Source organism: Egibacter rhizosphaerae, from assembly GCF_004322855.1.
Lineage (GTDB): Bacteria > Actinomycetota > Nitriliruptoria > Euzebyales > Egibacteraceae > Egibacter > Egibacter rhizosphaerae.
Map to the genome: position 1 here is coordinate 2,769,694 of NZ_CP036402.1, position 16,666 is coordinate 2,786,359.

Here is a 16,666-nt window from a genome sequence, read left to right on the forward strand (position 1 = left end):
GGAATATCAGCAGGCTGGCGCCAACAGCATGATGAGGCCCGTCGGGCCGACCTCGGCCTCGGTCGGGGGCTGCGCCCCGGTCGTCCCACCGAGGGCGAACCCGATGTAGAGCAGCACCGTGATCCCCGCGGCCACACCCGCGTACTTGAGACGGGAGCGCACGACCTTCCGGATGTCGGTCCCCTGGGAGTAGGCGGAGACGATCGTCGTGTCGGAGATGGGCGCGATGTTGTCGCCGACGAAGGCGCCGCCGATGATCGCGCCCAGGAGCAGGAGCGGGTCGGCGCCGACCTCGAAGCCGGCGGGGAAGAGCACGGGCGTGATCGCGAGGATCGTCCCGATCGACGTGCCGGTCGAGACGGACAGGATCGCCGACGCGAAGAAGGTGACGAGCGGGAACCAGGCCGCCGCGACGCCGATGGTCAGGGACAGCCAGACGAGTCCCTCGATGAGCCCCGTCTGGCTCAGCAGGGTGCCAAGAATGCCGGCGAGGAACCAGGCCAGGAGGATGACGGCGAGCATGTGGGAGCCGACACCCGAGACCAGGGCGTCGACGTAGGCCTGCTTGCTACGAGCGAGCAGGAGCCCGACGAAGAGTCCCGCGAGGACCATCGGCCAGAAGGCCTCGGGGAATGCGAGCCCGGTGAACCCGAGCCAGAGGATGCCGACGAGCATCACCGCGAACGGGATGAAGAGCGCCGGGACGCCCCCATAGAAGCGCAGACGTGGCTCTGCCGACTGTTGCTCGGTCATTGCAGTCCCCTTCCATCCGGGGGCAGCAGCGCCGCCCCCGCGAGCGGCGGCCGTCCATCAGCAGGACGACCCGGGACACGAGCGGCCCGTGTGATGCACACGGTTCTCGGGGATTGCACCGGCGTCAAGAGCCTGATGATCTATCGATGATCAAAGTGTCTGAGATGTGCGGACGTTCATGGCGGTGCCGTTCGATCTCGCACCGGGATCGCCCGAGCCGCCGCGGACCCGTGCCGTCGTGCTCCCGCTGCGGTGCCCGCGGGACGGTCAGGTGATCGCGTTCTCGCCGGTCAGAGCGCGCCCGATCGCGAGGGTGTGGATCTCCTCGGTGCCCTCGTAGGTGATGACCGACTCCAGGTTGGTCATGTGGCGGATCACCGGGTACTCGAGGCTGATGCCGCTGGCCCCGAGGACGCCGCGCGCGGTCCGGGCGATCTCGATCGCAGTGCGGCCGTTGGCGAGCTTGCCGATCGAGACCTCCTCGGCGGCGAGGCCGCGCTCGTCCTTGCGGCGTCCGAGGTGCAGCGCGAGCAGTTGTGCCCGGCCGAGGTCGACGGCCATCTCGACGAGCTTGCGTTGGGTGAGCTGGAAACCCGCGATCGGCTTGCCGAACTGCTCGCGGGTCGTGGCGTAGTCGAGCGCGGCCTCGTAGCAGGCGCGGGCCGCACCGGTGGTGCCCCAGATGATCCCAAAGCGCGCCTCGGCCAGGCAGGCCAACGGCGCCCGCAGGCCCGCCGCCTCGGGCAAACGGGCCGAGTCCGGGACGCGGCAGCCGTCGAGGTGCAGCTCGCTCGTGACCGATGCCCGCAACGAGAGCTTGTGCGTCATGGGCCGGCTCTCGAACCCCTCGGTGGCGGTGTCGACGAGGAAGCCCCGGATCCCGTCGTCGGTGCGTGCCCAGACTACCGCCACGTCGGACAAGCAGCCGTTGGTGATCCACATCTTGGTGCCGTCGAGGACCCAGTCGTCACCGTCGCGGCGCGCGGTGGTGCGCATCTGCGCCGGGTTGCTGCCCGCGTCGGGCTCGGTGAGCCCGAAACAGCCGATCTTCTCGCCGGCGGCCATCGGGGGCAGCCACTGGTGCTTCTGGTCCTCGCTGCCGAACGCGTGGATCGCTTTCATCGCCAGCGACCCCTGCACGCTCGCGAACGAACGGACGCCGCTGTCGCCGTACTCGAGCTCCGCGCAGACGACGCCGTAGCTGGTCGCGCTCATGCCGGGGCAGCCGTAGCCGTCGAGGTGCATGCCGAGGACGCCCATCGACCCGAGCTCGGTGGCGATGCTCGAGTCGAAGGTGGCCTGCTCGTAGCGCTCGCCGATGTCGGGCAGCACCCGTTCGGCGACGAAGCGTCGTACGGTGTCGCGGATCTCCCGCTCCTCGTCGGTGAGGCTCGCGTCGAGGTCGACGGGGTCGCGGGGGTCGAGCTCGTGGCCGGTGCTGGTGCTCATCGTCTGTCCTCCAGGAAGGCGGCGCTCTGCAGGGCGGGGCGCCGCCTCGTCGGCTGCGTTGTGTGCACGAGGCGGAACGTCCCTTCCATCATTGATCAAATCTTGACCTCTTGCTATGGTCCCGCCGTTGCGGCGACGGTTCGCAGCGACGGACAGCGGGGTACTCAGAGTGAGGCGAGCCCATGAAGGTCCTCGGGATCGGTGGCGGGCCACAGCCCGGCTCGACGACCGAGGTCGCGCTGAGCACCGCCCTTGAGTCGAGTCGGCGCGCCGGGGCGGGCATCGATCGGATCACCGGGCCGCAGTTGCGCCTGCCGTTCTACGATCCCGGCGACCCGGAGCGCGTCCCCGAGGCGCGGCAGCTCGTCGAGGCCGTCGCCGAGGCGGACGGTCTGATCATCGCCAGCCCCGGGTATCACGGCACGGTGTCGGGGCTCGTGAAGAACGCCCTGGACTACATCGAGGACCTCCGGGACGCCGAGCCCTGCTACCTCGAGGGACGGGCGGTGGGCTGCATCGCAGTGGCGCAGGGGTGGCAGGCGGCGGTCATGACGATGTGTGCGCTCAGGGACATCGCCCACGCCCTGCGCGGGTGGCCGACGCCGTACGGCGCGGCCGTCAACCGCTCCCAGGAGCCGTTCGCCAACGGCGCGTGCGTCGACGAGGCCGTGAGCGAGCAACTGGCCCTCGTCGGTGACCAAGTGGTGGCGTTCGCCGGCCGGCCCGCGGAGTGCAGCTGATGCCGGCCCCGCGGGCTGGTTCTCGGTGGGTGGCAATGCGGCAGAGGTCGTTCAGTCGATTCGCGTGTGCGACGGTTGCCCGCGGTAGGGGTGGTCGTTGCGCTGTCTCCCGGCGGATGGTCGGGGAAAGGGAGGGACGGGCATGTTGATGGCCCCAATTGACTACTGTCGGCCGGACAGCCTGGCGGAGGCGGTCCGCGTCCTCGGCGAGGAGCCCTCGGCACGGCCACTGGCAGGCGGGCAGAGTCTGCTGGCACTGCTGAAGCTGCGCGCGGCGCAGCTGGACCTGCTCGTCGACATCAGCCGCCTGCCCGAGCTCCAGTTCATCGACGTTCGGGAGGACGGGTCGGTCGAGATCGGCGCCGGCGTGACGTACGCCGAACTCGCCCGCTCCCCCGATCTCAAGCGGGTGCAGCCCAAACTGTGCGAGGTCGCCTCCGGCACGGTCGACGTCCAGGTTCGCAACCAAGGAACGTTCGGCGGCAACATCTGCCACAACGACCCGATCAACGATTTCCCCCCGTACGTCGCGGCCGTGGGCGCCACCCTGAACCTCGTCGGCCCCGAGGGGGAGCGGCGGGCGACACCCGAGGAGTTCTTCCTGGGGGCGTTCTGGAGCGACCTCCGCTCGGGCGAGATCCTGCGCAGCATCGAGCTGCCGCCGCTCGGTGGCGCCCGCGTCGGCTACGAGGAGGTCGAGATCAACGAGGCGGCGGTGCGGGCGGTGGCCACCGTTCGGGTCGAGGGGGACCGAATCGCCGACGCGACGGTGGTGCTCGGCTGCCTGTCGGTGCCGACACGTCGTCCGGCAGTCGAGGACGACCTTCGCGGCGCGCCCGCGACCGAGGAGGCGGTGAGCTCGGCGACGGCGGGTGTCGCGGAGGGCGTCGAGTTCCCGAGTGATGCCGACGCGTCCGCCGCGTACCGGGCCGAGATCGCGCCGGTCGTGGCTCGTCGTGCGGTGCTGCAAGCGATCAATGGAGGCGAGTGACGTGGAGATCGAGAAGGACACGACGCACGAGGTCACGCTCACCGTCAATGGCGAGGTCGTCAGCCGGGAGATCCCCGCTCGGCGACTCCTGATCCACTTCCTCCGCGAGGATCTGCGGCTGCGGGGGCCGAAGGTCGGGTGCGACACCGGCCACTGCGGGGCCTGCACGGTCTCCCGTAACGGAGAGACCGTGAAGAGCTGCATGGTGCTCGCGGTGCAGACCAGGGGGGACGAGATCGAGACGGTCGAGTCACTGACCGAGGACGGTGAGCTGAACACCCTGCAGCAGGCGTTCCGCGAACACCACGCGCTGCAGTGTGGTTACTGCACACCGGGCATGTTGATGAGTTCTCGGAACCTCCTGCAACACAACCCGCAGCCGACGGCGGAGGAGGTCCGAGCGGGGTTGCACGGCAACGTGTGCCGTTGCACCGGCTATGTGAACATCGTCGAGGCCGTGCAGGCAGCCGCCCAGGAAGGGGGTTCGCGATGAGCGCACCGACCGCGCCGACCGAGCGCACCGAGAAGACCGGCGGCTGGACCGGGCAGAGCCTGTCCCGTAAGGAGGACCAGCGGCTCCTGACGGGCAAGAGCGCCTTCGTCGACGACCGCGGCATGCACAACATGGGGCACGCCGCCTTCGTGCGCTCCCCGTTCGCCCACGCCGAGATCCGGTCGATCGACACCACCCGGGCGGAGCAGTTGCCGGGGGTCATCACGATCCTCACCGGCGTGGAGGTCGCCGAGCAGACCGACCCGCTGTTCCAGTTCGCGCCCAAGGAGGACGGGTCGCAGGTGGAGGAGTACCTCCTCGCCGTCGGCAAGGCCCGGTACCAGGGCGACGCCGTCGCGGTCGTCCTCGCCGAATCCGCCGAGGTCGCCCAGGACGCCGCGGAGCTCGTCGAGGTCGACTACGAGCCACTGCCGCCCGTGACCGACGTCGTGGAGGCCGCCGAGCCCACCTCCCCGGTCCTGCACGAGAGCCTCGGCGACAACGTGGCGTGGAAGGGCGAGTACGACTACGGCGACATCGATTGGGCGCTGGAGTCCGCCGACCACGTCGTCACGATCGACCGGCTGCACTTCCACCGGTTCTCGTCGACCCCGCTCGAGTGCTTCGGGGTGCTCGTGGACTGGGACCAGGGAACCGACGTGATCGACATCGTGTCGAACAACCAGTTCCCCACGTTCGCGGCGCTCGTGATCGCCCCCTCGCTGCGGGTGGGCATCGACCAGCTGAACTTCGCGTCGCAGGACATCGGCGGCGGGTTCGGAATCAAGATCAACACCTACGTGCACATCGGCGTCCTCGCGCTGCTGTCGCGGAAGGCCGGCCGGCCCGTCAAGTGGACGGAGTTCCGCACCGAGCATCACCAGTCCGGTGGGCACGGCAACGAGCGGACGTTCCTCGACGTCCAGGTCCCGATCATGGAGGACGGCACGATCCTCGGCTTCAAGGCGCGCGCGTACGACGACGCCGGGGCGTACCTGCACTACGAGCCGCTCGGGGCGGTCATCTGGTCCCAGGTCCTGCCGGGCCCGTACCGGTTCAAGCACATCAACGTCGACTACACCGAGTGCGTGACGAACAAGGCGCCAGCGGTGCCGAACCGCGGGTACTCGCGCATGCAGCACATCTGGCTGACCGAGCGCATCGTCGACACGGTGGCCCACGAGCTCGGGTTCGACCCCGTCGAGCTCCGCAAGCACAACTACGTCCAGCCCGAGGACTACCCGTACACCACCCCCAACGGGTGCATCTACGACTCCGGGGACCTGCCCCGCGCGCTGGATCTCGCGCTCGAGGGCGCCGACTACCCGAAGTGGCGGGAACGCCAGCGGGAGGCGGCCGGCACCGGCAAGCGGATCGGCATCGGGATCGGGACGACCCTCGACTCCGGCACGAACAACTTCGGCCAGTCGCGGATGCTCAACCCGAACCTGCCGTTCTCCGGGCAGGGCGAGGCCGCGACCGCGAAGCTCGACCTCTACGGCGAGGTCGCGCTCCAGCTCGGCACCACCCCCCAGGGGCAGGGCCACGAGACCACGGCCGCACAGGTCGCCGCGGACATCCTGGGTCTGTCGCCCGACCAGATCCGGGTGCACGCGGGCTTCAACAAGTCCCACAGCACCTACGTGGGGTTCTCCGGCACCTACGCCAGCCAGTTCGCCGTCACGGGCATCAACGCGGTGATCGGCGCGACCGAGAAGCTGCGCGATGAGATCAGCGACATCGCCTCGGCCGTGCTCGGGGCGCCGGCGGACGAGATCGAGCTGGCGGACGGCATGGCGCAGGTGCGTGGCGATCCCGAGCGGGCGCTGCCGTTCATCGGCGCGGCCGGGCTGCTCTTCGCGAGCCCGGCCGAGCTCCCGCCCGAGGTGCGCGAGCGCGTCTCGCTCGTGTGCCGACACGTCTACTACCCGCCGTTCGAGGTGCCCGACATCGAGCGGAAGTACGGCAACCTCACGCTGACCTACGCGACGCAGACGCACGTGGCCGTCGTCGAGGTCGACGAGGAGACGGGCGAGGTCGAGATCCTCGACTACTCCGTCGTCGACGACTGCGGCACGCGGCTAAACCCGAAGCTGGTCGAAGGTCAGGTGCACGGGGCCGCGTCGCACGGCATCGCGGCCGCGCTCCAGGAGACGATGGAGTACGACGAGGACGGTCAGCTCATGACCGCCAACTTCCTGCACTACAACGTCGCGAGGGCCGACGACATCCCGCCGATCAAGACCCAGGCGATCGAATCGCCCTCCCCCTTCACGGGCACGGGTGCCAAGGGCATGGGCGAGGGTGGCGGTGCCCCACTGCACGCCCTCTGCAGTGCGATCCAGGACGCACTGGGGTCCGGAGCCCCGATCGTGCACGACTCGCACAACCCTCCGGAGCGGGTCCTCGGGCTCCTGCGCACCGCGCGCACCGGGGGCAATCGCGGGATCCGTGTCGCGTCCAAGTAGGCCCCATCCGGTGACGAACGGCGGTCGGCGCGTCGACGAGGTGGCTCGTCGACGCGCCGACCGCCGCGAGTAGAACGCAGGAGGCGTCATGCCATCGTCAACCTTCGAGCGCGACATCCAGGTCGGGAGCCCCGCCGACCGGTGCTGGGCGGTGCTCACCGACGTCGAGCGCGTCGCGGGGTGGGTCACGATCGCCGACGAGGTGCGTGAGCACGAGTACCTCGCGAAGTACACCGTCGTCCTGGCGGACCAGTTCGGTCCGTTCTCCGTCTACGCGGACATCGACGTGGACGTCACCGACGTCGAGGAGCACCGCTTCATCCGCTTCACCGGCAAGGGCAAGGACCGCAAGGGCGGGTCCAGCATCCGCGTGGAGGCCACCATGGCCCTGGAGGAGCAGCCCAGCGGCACGACGATCGCCGTGTCGGGCAAGTACAGCGTCCTCGGCACCATCGCCACCATGGGCTCGTCGACCGTCCGCCAGAAGGCGGACGGCATCCTCGACGAGTTCTTCACCGCGGCCTCCGAGGAGCTCGCGGCGGCGTGACGGTACGACGCCCGGCCCGGGGCACACCCATGCCCTACGAGATCATAAATGCTCAAACCCCTTCCCCGGGTCCGGGGGGGCTCCTATAGTCCTTGTGGCTCGGAGGCGTCCGCACCGCAGCTCGCACGGCCCGGTGAGCGACCACCTTCCCGGGGGCAGGTCGGTCGCGAGCGCGCAGGGAGCCTCGAGTTCGAGAAGGAGGAGCGGGATGGCGGCTCGCGATGTGATCGTCGTCGGCAGCGGGATCAACTCGCTCGTCTGCGCGGCCCGATTGGCACGCGGGGGCCATCGGGTGACGGTGCTCGAGCGCAACGAGGAGCTCGGTGGCTGCATCCGCACCGAGGAGCTCTTCCCCGGGTTCCGCCACGACGTGCTGTCGGGTTGGTACCCGCTGTTCGTCACGTCGCCGGCGTACGCGGAGCTCGGGCCGGAACTCGAGGCGCGCGGGCTGGAGCTCCTCAACACGGACACGCCCACCGCGGTGCTGACCGAGGACGGGCAGTGGACGGTCCTGTCGACCGATCGTCGAGCCAACGTCCAGCGGCTGGGGGCCGTCGCCGACGGTGAGGGGCAGCGCTACGCCGACGAGCTCGACCGATTCCTGGAGGAGGACAGCGGGCTCGTCTTCGGCTTCCTCGGCAGTGAGCCCATGAGCTGGCGGGCCTCGCGGCTGGTCGCCTCCGAGGTGCGCAAGCAGGGAACGAGGGAGACCGCCTCGTTCCTCGGGCGCTCGCTCGAGACGTCCCGGGCGTGGCTGGAGCGGGCGTTCGCCTCCGATCTCACACGCGCGCTCCTCGCACCCTGGGTGCTCCACGCGGGACTCGGGCCGGACGACGCCTACTCCGGCGTCATGGCGCGGGTCATCACCGCCAGCCTGGAGCTGGCGGGGTTGCCGGTCGTCCGCGGCGGCAGCGCGAACACGGTGGCCGCGTTCCGCCAGCTGATCGAGGACCACGGCGGGGAGCTGCGCACCGGCGCCGAGGTCGAGCGCATCGTCGTCCGCCAGGGTCGGGCGAGCGGCGTGCGCCTCATCGACGGGGAGCAGCTGGACGCCGACGCCGTGTTCTGCAACGTGACGCCGACCCAGCTCTACGGGCGGCTCCTGGAGTCCGAGCACGTGCCCCACCACGTCGCTCGCGACGCGAGCGCTTATCGCTACGGCCGCGCCGACATGCAGATCCACTTCGCGCTGAGCGGGCCGCCGAACTGGCCGGATCCGGCGCTCGCGGACGTGCCGATGGTGCATCTGACGTCGGGCATGGACGGGGTGAGCCGCGCGGTCAACGAGGCGCAACGGGGCTTGCTGCCGGCGGAGGCGACCGTCGTGGTGGGGCAGCCGACGGCGGTGGATCCGTCGCGGGCCCCGGAGGGCAAGTGGATCCTCTGGATCCAGTTGCAGGAGCTCCCCTCGGTCGTCACCGGCGATGCCGCTGGCGAGCTGTCGGCGCCGGCCGACGGCGCCTGGACCGAGGAGCTGCGCGAGGCCTACGCCGACCGGATCCAGCAGCGACTCGCGCGGCACCTCCCCGGGCTGGACGACCAGGTCGAGGGGCGGCGGGTGTACTCGCCGGCCGATCTCGAGGCCCTGAACCCGAACCTGGTCGGTGGCGATCCCTACAGCGGGGCCTGCACGCTCGACCAGTTCTTCCTGTGGCGACCGATGGGAAGGACGAAGAACCACGAAACCCCGGTCAAGGGGCTCCACCACATCGGTGCCTCGACCCATCCCGGGCCGGGGCTCGGTGGGGTCTCGGGCTACCTGGCCGCGGGGCAGTTGCTGTGACGGCGATCGGACGGGCCCCGGACGGGGCCCCGGAGGAGGAGGGCACACGATGAAGTTCAGCCTGTACAGCGAGTTGCAGCACTGGCCCGGGAAGACCTGGCGTCGGCAGGTCGACGAGACCCTCGAGCAGATCGCGCACGCGGACACGCTCGGCTACGACGCGTACGCGGTCGTCGAGCACTACTTCTTCCCGAAGTTCTCGATGTCGACCAACCCGTTCGCCCTGTTCGGTGCCGCCGCGCAGCGCACCCAGCGCATCAACTTCCGCACGTTGCTGCACCCCCTGCCCTTCTACAACCCGGTCGCGCTCGCCTCGCAGATCGCCTTCGCTGACCTCGTGCTCGACGGCCGGTACGAGTTCGGCGTCGGGCGCGGACACGGCTGGATGCCGCCGAAGGCCGGGCTGCCGATGGACGAGGAGTCCGTGCCCCGCTACCAGGAGTCCCTGGAGCTGTTCGCGAAGGCGCTCGAGGAACCGCGCTTCTCGTTCCACGGCGAGTACTACCAGATCGAGGACGCGCAGGTCGTGCCCCCGCCGGAGCGCAAGTTCCGCGTGTTCCTCGGCGGGACGAGCGACCACACCTACGAGATGGCCGCCCGGCACGGGTGGGCGGTCGTGGTGCCGCCGCTGCTGCCGTACGCGGCACTGCGCGATCAGCTCGACCTCTATCGCGAGAAGTGCGCGGTGTACGGCAACGAGCCCGACATCGTCTGGATCCACGCCTGCTACATCGACGAGGATCGCGACAAGGCCCACGCCGAGGCGCGGGAGGCGATGCGCGGCTTCCTCGCCGGCAACGCCTCCCCGCTGACCGAGTACGAACGACCCGATGACGAGACCCTGATGAAGGCGAGCTACGGCTTCTACGCGTCGGGTATCCTCGAGGGATTGGCCGAGACCCCCTACGAGAAGATGATCGAGGACGACATCGTGTGGGTGGGCACTCCCGACGACGTGGGGGAGCGCATCCAGGCGGTCCGTGACGTCTGCGAGGGGCTGACCGAGGTCGCGATCACCGTGAACCCGGGGGGGATCGAGCACTGGCAGGCCCTCAAGGCCCAGGAACTGTTCGCGCGGACGGTGATGCCCCACTTCAGGCAGGGGTGAGCGTGCCCCCGCCCCGACACGTAGCGCGCCCGTCGCTGTCACAGGCTGGGCCCTCGGGTCCCGACACCCCGAGTGCCCAGCGGATCGGCTAGCCTGTTCCGTCATCCTGCGAACCCCATGAGCACCCAGCGATCAGGACACCATGAGCTCTGACGCGCAATATCTCGATGAACCCCGCACCCTCGCCGACGCGGCGCTGCAGAAGCTCCGCGCGGCGATCATCTCGTGCGAGCTGGAGCCCGGGAGCTCGCTGCGGTTACGCGAGCTCATCGATCGCCTGGAGATGAGCTCGGTCCCGATCCGCGAAGCGCTGCGCTACCTCGAGCACAGCGGCCTCGTCGAGCGGCGCCCGCACCGCGGCGCCCTCGTCGCGCCGATGTCCCCCGAGGACCTGCAGGAGACCTACGCGATCCGCGTCGAGCTCGAGACCATGGCCGTGCGCATGGCCGCCGAGCGCATGAGCACCGAACGGACCCGGGATCTCCAGCAGCTGCTCACCGACTACGCGGCGGCGTTCGAGGCCGAGGACCCGCGCGCTCGCGACCTCCACCGCCGGCTGCACATGGCGATCTACGGCTACAGCGACTCGAAGTGGCTGCTGCGGCTGATCCCCATGCTGTGGGACAACGCCGAGCGCTACCAACGGCTGTCGCTGCCCAAGCGCGAGCGCGCCCAGATCCTCCAGGAGCACCACGCGTTGACCAACGCGTGCCTGCAGGGTGACCCCGATGCCGCGGCCGCGGCACTGCACGAGCACCTGACGCGAACGATCGACGCCGCCCTCGAGACGCTCGAGGAGGAGGGCGCCTCCGGCGCCTCGGACGTGAGCGCCTGATCGTTCACGGCTGCGCGGTCCGCCGTGCCGGACCCGCCGCTCGCGACTGGTGAGGTTTGTGCAAATATCATATTCTCCTGCCCCGCTCGAGCGACCCGTGGAGGTGGCCCCGTGGCACTGCCGTTCCGAATCGGCGTCATGCAACTCACCATGGAACCGCTGCCGGAGATCATCCAGCACGCGCAGACCATGGATCGAGCAGGCTTCGACACCATGTGGCTCGCCGAGGCGTACCCGTGGTGGCGCAAGCACTCGATGGAGGCGCGCTCGGCGACCGCCCTCGCGCCGATCCTCGCCCGTGAGACCGAGCGTCTGGCGGTCGCGTGGGGGATCATCTCCCCGTACACCCGCCACCCCCTGCAGGTGGCGATGGAGGCGCGCGTCGCCCAGGAGGCTGCCGGACCCGGCCGCTTCATGGTCGGGCTGGGGGCCTCCAAGATCTTCATGAAGGCCGCGGGCATCGAGGACGAACGGCCCGCGCGCCCGCGGACGAACCTGCTGGAGAGCCTCGAGATCATCCGCGCCGTCCTGGCCGGTGAGGCGGTCGACCTCGTCGGCAAGGAGTGGACGGCGCGCGCGCCGGCCCTCAAGGCGGACGCGGAGGCGCCGGACTGGCCCGTGCCGCTCTACATGGCGGGCACCGGGCCGAAGATGCAGCAGAGTGCCGGGGAGGTGGCCGCGGGCCTCTTGACGCCGAGCATCACGACACCCGCGTTCGTGCGGTACGCCGCCGAGAACGTGCGCATCGGCGCCGAGCGGGCCGGCCGGGACCCCGGCGACGTCGACATCGGATGCACGATCGTCGCGAGCATCGACGAGGACCCGGCCCGTGGCCGCGAGGGGGCGCGGGAGATCGCCGGCATGTACCTCGCGAACAAGGTCCAGAACATCCAGGGCTCGGCCGACGTGCTGCTCGACAAGGCCGAGCTCACCCAGGAGGAGATCCGCCCGGTCGCCGACGCGATGGAGGAGGGGGGCCGCCTCGCCGCGAAGGAGGCCGTGACCGACGAGGTCCTCGACAAGACCAAGGCGATCGCGGGGACCCCGGCGGAGTGCATCGAGCGGATCCGCGAGTACCGCGAGGCCGGCTGCAGCCACATCATGCTCGAGCTGTGGGGCGAGGACCGCAACCGTCAGCTCCGGATGTTCGGCGAGCAGGTCCTGCCCCACGTCGGGCAGGGGGAGCCCGTATGACGTCACTGGCCGACGTCAGGCAGTGCGTCGACCGCGACCGGCTCAAGGCGACCGCCACGGGACTGGTCGACATCCCGAGCCCGACGGGTCACGAGCAAGCCGCGGCGGAGTTCATGGCCACGGAGCTGGCCGACGCCGGGCTCGATGTGGGCCTGCAGGAGGTCGAGCCGGGCCGTGCGAACGCGGTCGGGCGGCGGCGCGGGGGGAGCGACGGGCCCTCGTTGATGTTCAACGGGCACCTCGACACCTCTTACCGTGGCGACGAGCCGTGGCTCACCGGGCCGGGCTTCAAGCCGTCGTCGCTGATCCGGGACGAGACGATCCTCGGCCTCGGGATCATGAACATGAAGGGCGCGGTGGCGTGCTACGTCGAAGCGGCCCGAGCGCTGCGCGACGCCGACGTGGAACTGGCCGGCGACCTCGTGATCGCCGCCGTCGCGGGCGAGATCGAGAAGACCCAGTGGCGGGCCTGGGGCGAGGACTACGTGGGTGCGGACTACCGCGGCTACGGCTGCGGGACACGCCACCTCGTCACGAGCGGGGTCCTCGCCGACGCGTGCATCCTCGGCGAGCCCTCCGAGGAGCGCCTCGTGCTCGGCCATTTCGGCAGCATGTGGGTGCGCATCTCCACCCAGGGCCCGTTCTTCCACACCGCCTTCAGCCACGGCCGCCAGCACGAGAACTCGATCGTCCGGATGCAGGACGTCGTACAGGGTGTGCTCGAGTGGGCGCCGACCTGGGAGGAGCGCGCCAGTTACCAGGGGCTGCCGGGCGTGGTGAACCTCGGGTCGATGCGCGGCGGTTTCCCCTGGCGGGTGAGCCGCACCCCCCATCGGACCGACCTGTTCCTCGACCTGCGGGTGCCTCCGACGATGCCGATGCTCGACGCGCAGCGCGAGGTCGCGGGGCTCGTCGCCGCGCTCCGCGATCGCCATCCAGAGCACGAAATCGACTGGGAGGTCTTCGTCACCGCCCCGGGGGCCGAGATCGCGTCCGATCACCCGATCGTGCGCGCGGCCGAGGTCGGCCACGAGACCGCGTACGGGCAGGCGCCCGAGCACGACTACGTGCGATGGGCCTCGGACGCGTCGACGCTCTCCCGGTACGGCGTCGCCGCCTTCAACTACGGACCGATCTCCAGTGCCCTGCCGGGGCCCGAAGGGGAGAGCGTGCCGATCGACAGCCTCGTCCGGATCGCCACGTCGTACGCCGTGACCGCGATGGAGTTCTGTGGGGTGCAGACATGAAGCTGGTGACCTACCGCGACGCCGCCGGTACCGCCCGACCGGGCGTGGTGCGGGGCGAGGGGATCGTCCCGCTCGACTACCCGGACATGCGCGCGGTGTTCGAGGACTACGACCGCGCGATCGCCTCCGCCAAGGCGGCACGGGGCGACGGCACGGCGCTCGACGCGGCCGACCTCGAGGCGCCGATCGTGCCGAAGAAGTTCTTCCACACCGCCGGCAACTTCCGCGAGCACGAGGAGGAGTCGCAGAAGGCGGACTGGTCGCACGAGATCGCGCCGTGGATCGTGTTCTTCCAGAACACCGACGCGATCATCGGCCCGGACGACCCGATCGTCTACCCGCCGCACCTCACGAGCGAGCTCGACTACGAGCTGGAGCTCTGCGTGGTCATCAAGAAGGCGGGCAAGCACTTCGACGCCGACGCCGCTCGTGACTACATTGGTGGATATGTACTATTCAACGACATCACGGCTCGGGACATCCAGCGAAACGAGATGCGCTCGGGCGTGTTCAGCTTCTGCAAGGCGATCGATACGTTCTGCCCGGTGGGCCCCTGGATCGTGACCCCCGACGAGGTCGGCGACCCGCACGACCTGCGCATGGAGCTGCGGGTCAACGGGGAGCCGCGCCAGCAGTCGCACTCCAGCAACATGTGGGTCTCGGTGCCGCAGATCATCGCCCACTACTCCGCGCTCGGCTACAGCGCCGGCGACATCCTCTCGACCGGCACGGTCTCGGGGGTCGCGGCGTTCAGCGACGATCCCCAGGCGAACTACCTGAAGCCCGGCGACGTCGTGGAGTGCGACATCGAGCGGGTCGGGATCCTGCGCAACCAGGTCATCGGCTGGGAGGACGCGTACAGCGCCCCGCCGCGCTGACGGGCGACCCGGGGCGGAAGCCTCACGAGACAAGGGGCCGGCAGATGGAGTACCCACGGGACGAGGAACGGCTCAGCCGGGTCCGCTCGCGCATGGCCGACGAGGATGTCGACGCCCTCGTCTGCAGCGCCCCCGACAACGTCGTGTACCTCGGCAACTACTGGACGATGAAGGGCTGGGAGGTCCTCGTCTTCCCCCGCGAGGGCGAACCGACGCTGATCGCCGTGGAGCCCCAGGCCGAGAACGTGGCACGCAACGCGTGGGTCGACGACGTGCGCTACTTCGCGGGCTACGACCCCGGCGACCCGCGGCCGCCGCACGTGCGCGCGCTCGATCTGGCCCTCGAGGTCCTGGCCGAGCGCGGCCTCGACCGCCGGGTCGGCGCCGAGCTCTCCGGCGGTACACAGGGTGCGGATCGCATGGTCGGCGAGCCGACGGTGCCCTGGAAGGACCGCTACGACCGCCTCGAGGCCGCGACCGGCGAGCTCGCGGACGCCACGCCGTTGCTCGTGCGGGCGCGGATGCGCAAGACCCCCCAGGAGATCGAGCGGCTCCGGCGCACGAACCGCCTCGCGGGGTTGGCGGTCGACCACGTGCGCGAGCGCATCTCCGCCGACCAGCGTGAACCGGACGTGGGGGGGATGTACGAGGCGTTCGTGCACTCCGAGGGGATCGGGTTCGAGGGCACGGTCGAGATGGCGCGCGCTTTCACGCTCGCCTGGTCCGGGCCGGGCATCAGCACGTTCACCGCCACGGGCAACCGGCCCATCCAGCCCGACCAACCCACCCTGCTGGAGATCTGGGTCTGCGCGGACGGGTACTGGAACGACCTCACGAAGAACGCGTGTCCCGGCCCCCTCACGCCGGCCTACGAGCGCCTCCTCGACGACCTCCTGGGGATCATGGACGAGGTGACGCGCGACCACGTCCACCCCGGGGCGCCGTTGGGGGAGGTGGATCGGCTCATCCGCGCGCGGATCACCGAGGCGGGCCACACCGAGCCCAGCCACTTCGTCTGCCACGGGGTCGGCGCTCGGGCGCACGAGCCCCCCTGGGCGCACCAGGCGGTCGACGCCACGATGGAGGAGGGGATGGTCCTCGCGATCGAGCCCGGCTGCTACTGGGACGGCGGCGGGGGGCTGCGCCTCGAGGACAACTTCCTCGTGACCGCCGACGGCTGCGAGCGCCTCTGCCCCGCCCCCGACGACTTCCGGCGGTGAGCATGCGCATCGAGTCGGTCTGCGTCATCGGCAGCGGGGCGATCGGCAGCCTCTGCGCCGGCCATCTCGCCCAACTCGCCGACGTGTCGGTGCTGACACGGCGCGAGAACCAGGCTGCGGCATTGACCGAGCAGGGCCTGCGGGTGTCGGGCAAGACCGAGCGCCACGTCCCGATCCGGGCCTCGCACCGCGCGGCCGACCTGCCCGCCGCGGACCTCGTGATCGTCGCGTGCAAGGTGACCCAGCTGCGCGAGGCGATCGCCGCGTTCGAGGGGCGCGCGCCCGATGCCACGGTGCTGACCCTCCAGAACGGGATGGGCGCGGAGGAGGTCGTGGGCGAGCACGGATCGTGGCCGATCGTGTCGGGCGTGACGTTCATGAGCGGGGTGCGCCACTCGGACGTGCACGTGGAGTACGAGCTCGACACCGCCACCTGGATGGGCCCGTACCACGGGACCGGGACCTCCTACGAGGTGGCCGCCGCGATCGGGGAGCTCTTCGTGGCCGGCGGGCTGCGCGCCGAGGTCTTCGCGGACCTGCGGCCGGCGCAGTGGTCGAAGCTCCTCTTCAACACGGCCGTGAACTGCGTCGCGGCGGTCACGGACCTGCCGCACGTCGGGGTCTTCGCCCGCCGCGAGCGCGACACCGACCTCGGCCACCTCCTGAGTGACCTCGTTGCCGAGGGCAAGGCCGTCGCCGAGGCCGCGGGCGTCGAGCTCTACGAGGACCCCTGGGAGATGAACGTGCGCGCGGTCAGCGTCGGCCAGACCGGCAACGAGGCGTACGCGCACGTGCCGTCGATGCTGGCCGACGTGCGGGCCGGACAGGCGACCGAGGTCGATTTCATCGCCGGCTCGCTCGTCCGTGAGGCCGACCGCCACGGGGTGCCGGTCCCGCTCACGCGGGCGCTCTACCGCCTCGTGAAAGCGCGTGACCGGACCTACGACGACTGACCCACGA

Annotated in this window: 15 protein-coding genes; 13 read left to right on the plus strand and 2 right to left on the minus strand. The window is 70.3% G+C overall.

Annotation, left to right across the window (positions count from 1 at the left end):
* Positions 1-6: 6 nt before the first annotated feature.
* Together ER308_RS12920 and ER308_RS12925 are read right to left on the minus strand one after the other, a co-directional pair.
* Complete coding sequence (locus tag ER308_RS12920) at positions 7-753, minus strand: Na+/H+ antiporter NhaC family protein (RefSeq protein WP_131155375.1); 747 nt, start codon at positions 751-753, stop codon at positions 7-9.
* A 267-nt stretch (positions 754-1,020) separates the two neighbouring features.
* The gene (locus tag ER308_RS12925) at positions 1,021-2,202 is read right to left on the minus strand and encodes an acyl-CoA dehydrogenase family protein (RefSeq protein ID WP_131155376.1); all 1,182 of its coding nucleotides are present in this window, start codon (positions 2,200-2,202) and stop codon (positions 1,021-1,023) included.
* A gap of 182 nt (positions 2,203-2,384) precedes the next feature.
* On the opposite strand from ER308_RS12925, the gene ER308_RS12930 reads away from it, so the two are divergent.
* The 13 genes from ER308_RS12930 to ER308_RS12990 all read left to right on the plus strand — a co-directional run bounded on the left by ER308_RS12930 (position 2,385) and on the right by ER308_RS12990 (position 16,659).
* Positions 2,385-2,942 (plus strand): NADPH-dependent FMN reductase, encoded by a 558-nt coding sequence (locus tag ER308_RS12930; protein WP_131155377.1) that lies wholly within the window; start codon positions 2,385-2,387, stop codon positions 2,940-2,942.
* Positions 2,943-3,084: 142 nt separating this feature from the next.
* Positions 3,085-3,933, plus strand: coding sequence for an FAD binding domain-containing protein (locus ER308_RS12935; RefSeq protein ID WP_131155378.1), 849 nt, complete (start codon positions 3,085-3,087; stop codon positions 3,931-3,933).
* A gap of 1 nt (position 3,934) precedes the next feature.
* Positions 3,935-4,426: a (2Fe-2S)-binding protein gene (locus tag ER308_RS12940; protein WP_240731814.1), complete on the plus strand. Its 492-nt coding sequence runs from the start codon at positions 3,935-3,937 to the stop codon at positions 4,424-4,426.
* Positions 4,423-6,894, plus strand: a complete 2,472-nt coding sequence (locus ER308_RS12945) for a xanthine dehydrogenase family protein molybdopterin-binding subunit (RefSeq protein WP_131155380.1) — start codon at positions 4,423-4,425, stop codon at positions 6,892-6,894. The genes ER308_RS12940 and ER308_RS12945 overlap by 4 nt, the downstream gene beginning before the upstream one ends.
* 88 nt (positions 6,895-6,982) lie before the next feature.
* Entirely contained in the window at positions 6,983-7,441 is a 459-nt protein-coding gene (locus ER308_RS12950) for an SRPBCC family protein (protein WP_131155381.1), read from the plus strand.
* A gap of 208 nt (positions 7,442-7,649) precedes the next feature.
* Positions 7,650-9,224 (plus strand): phytoene desaturase family protein, encoded by a 1,575-nt coding sequence (locus ER308_RS12955; protein WP_131155382.1) that lies wholly within the window; start codon positions 7,650-7,652, stop codon positions 9,222-9,224.
* Between the two features lie 49 nt (positions 9,225-9,273).
* Positions 9,274-10,332 carry an LLM class flavin-dependent oxidoreductase gene (locus ER308_RS12960; protein ID WP_131155383.1) on the plus strand — a complete coding sequence of 353 codons (1,059 nt, stop codon included), beginning with the start codon at positions 9,274-9,276 and terminating at the stop codon, positions 10,330-10,332.
* Positions 10,333-10,474: 142 nt separating this feature from the next.
* A complete protein-coding gene (locus ER308_RS12965; protein WP_131155384.1) occupies positions 10,475-11,167 on the plus strand; it encodes a GntR family transcriptional regulator in 693 nt (230 codons plus the stop codon).
* A gap of 111 nt (positions 11,168-11,278) precedes the next feature.
* Positions 11,279-12,361 (plus strand): LLM class flavin-dependent oxidoreductase, encoded by a 1,083-nt coding sequence (locus ER308_RS12970; RefSeq protein WP_205745600.1) that lies wholly within the window; start codon positions 11,279-11,281, stop codon positions 12,359-12,361.
* On the plus strand, positions 12,358-13,608 hold the full coding sequence (locus ER308_RS12975) for a M20 family metallopeptidase (protein ID WP_131155385.1): 1,251 nt from the start codon (positions 12,358-12,360) through the stop codon (positions 13,606-13,608). Before ER308_RS12970 ends, ER308_RS12975 begins: the two co-directional genes overlap by 4 nt.
* Complete coding sequence (locus ER308_RS12980) at positions 13,605-14,486, plus strand: fumarylacetoacetate hydrolase family protein (protein WP_131155386.1); 882 nt, start codon at positions 13,605-13,607, stop codon at positions 14,484-14,486. The genes ER308_RS12975 and ER308_RS12980 overlap by 4 nt, the downstream gene beginning before the upstream one ends.
* 44 nt (positions 14,487-14,530) lie before the next feature.
* A complete protein-coding gene (locus ER308_RS12985; protein ID WP_131155387.1) occupies positions 14,531-15,706 on the plus strand; it encodes a M24 family metallopeptidase in 1,176 nt (391 codons plus the stop codon).
* Positions 15,707-15,708: 2 nt separating this feature from the next.
* Positions 15,709-16,659 carry a ketopantoate reductase family protein gene (locus ER308_RS12990; protein ID WP_240732098.1) on the plus strand — a complete coding sequence of 317 codons (951 nt, stop codon included), beginning with the start codon at positions 15,709-15,711 and terminating at the stop codon, positions 16,657-16,659.
* The last annotated feature ends 7 nt before the right edge of the window (positions 16,660-16,666 follow it).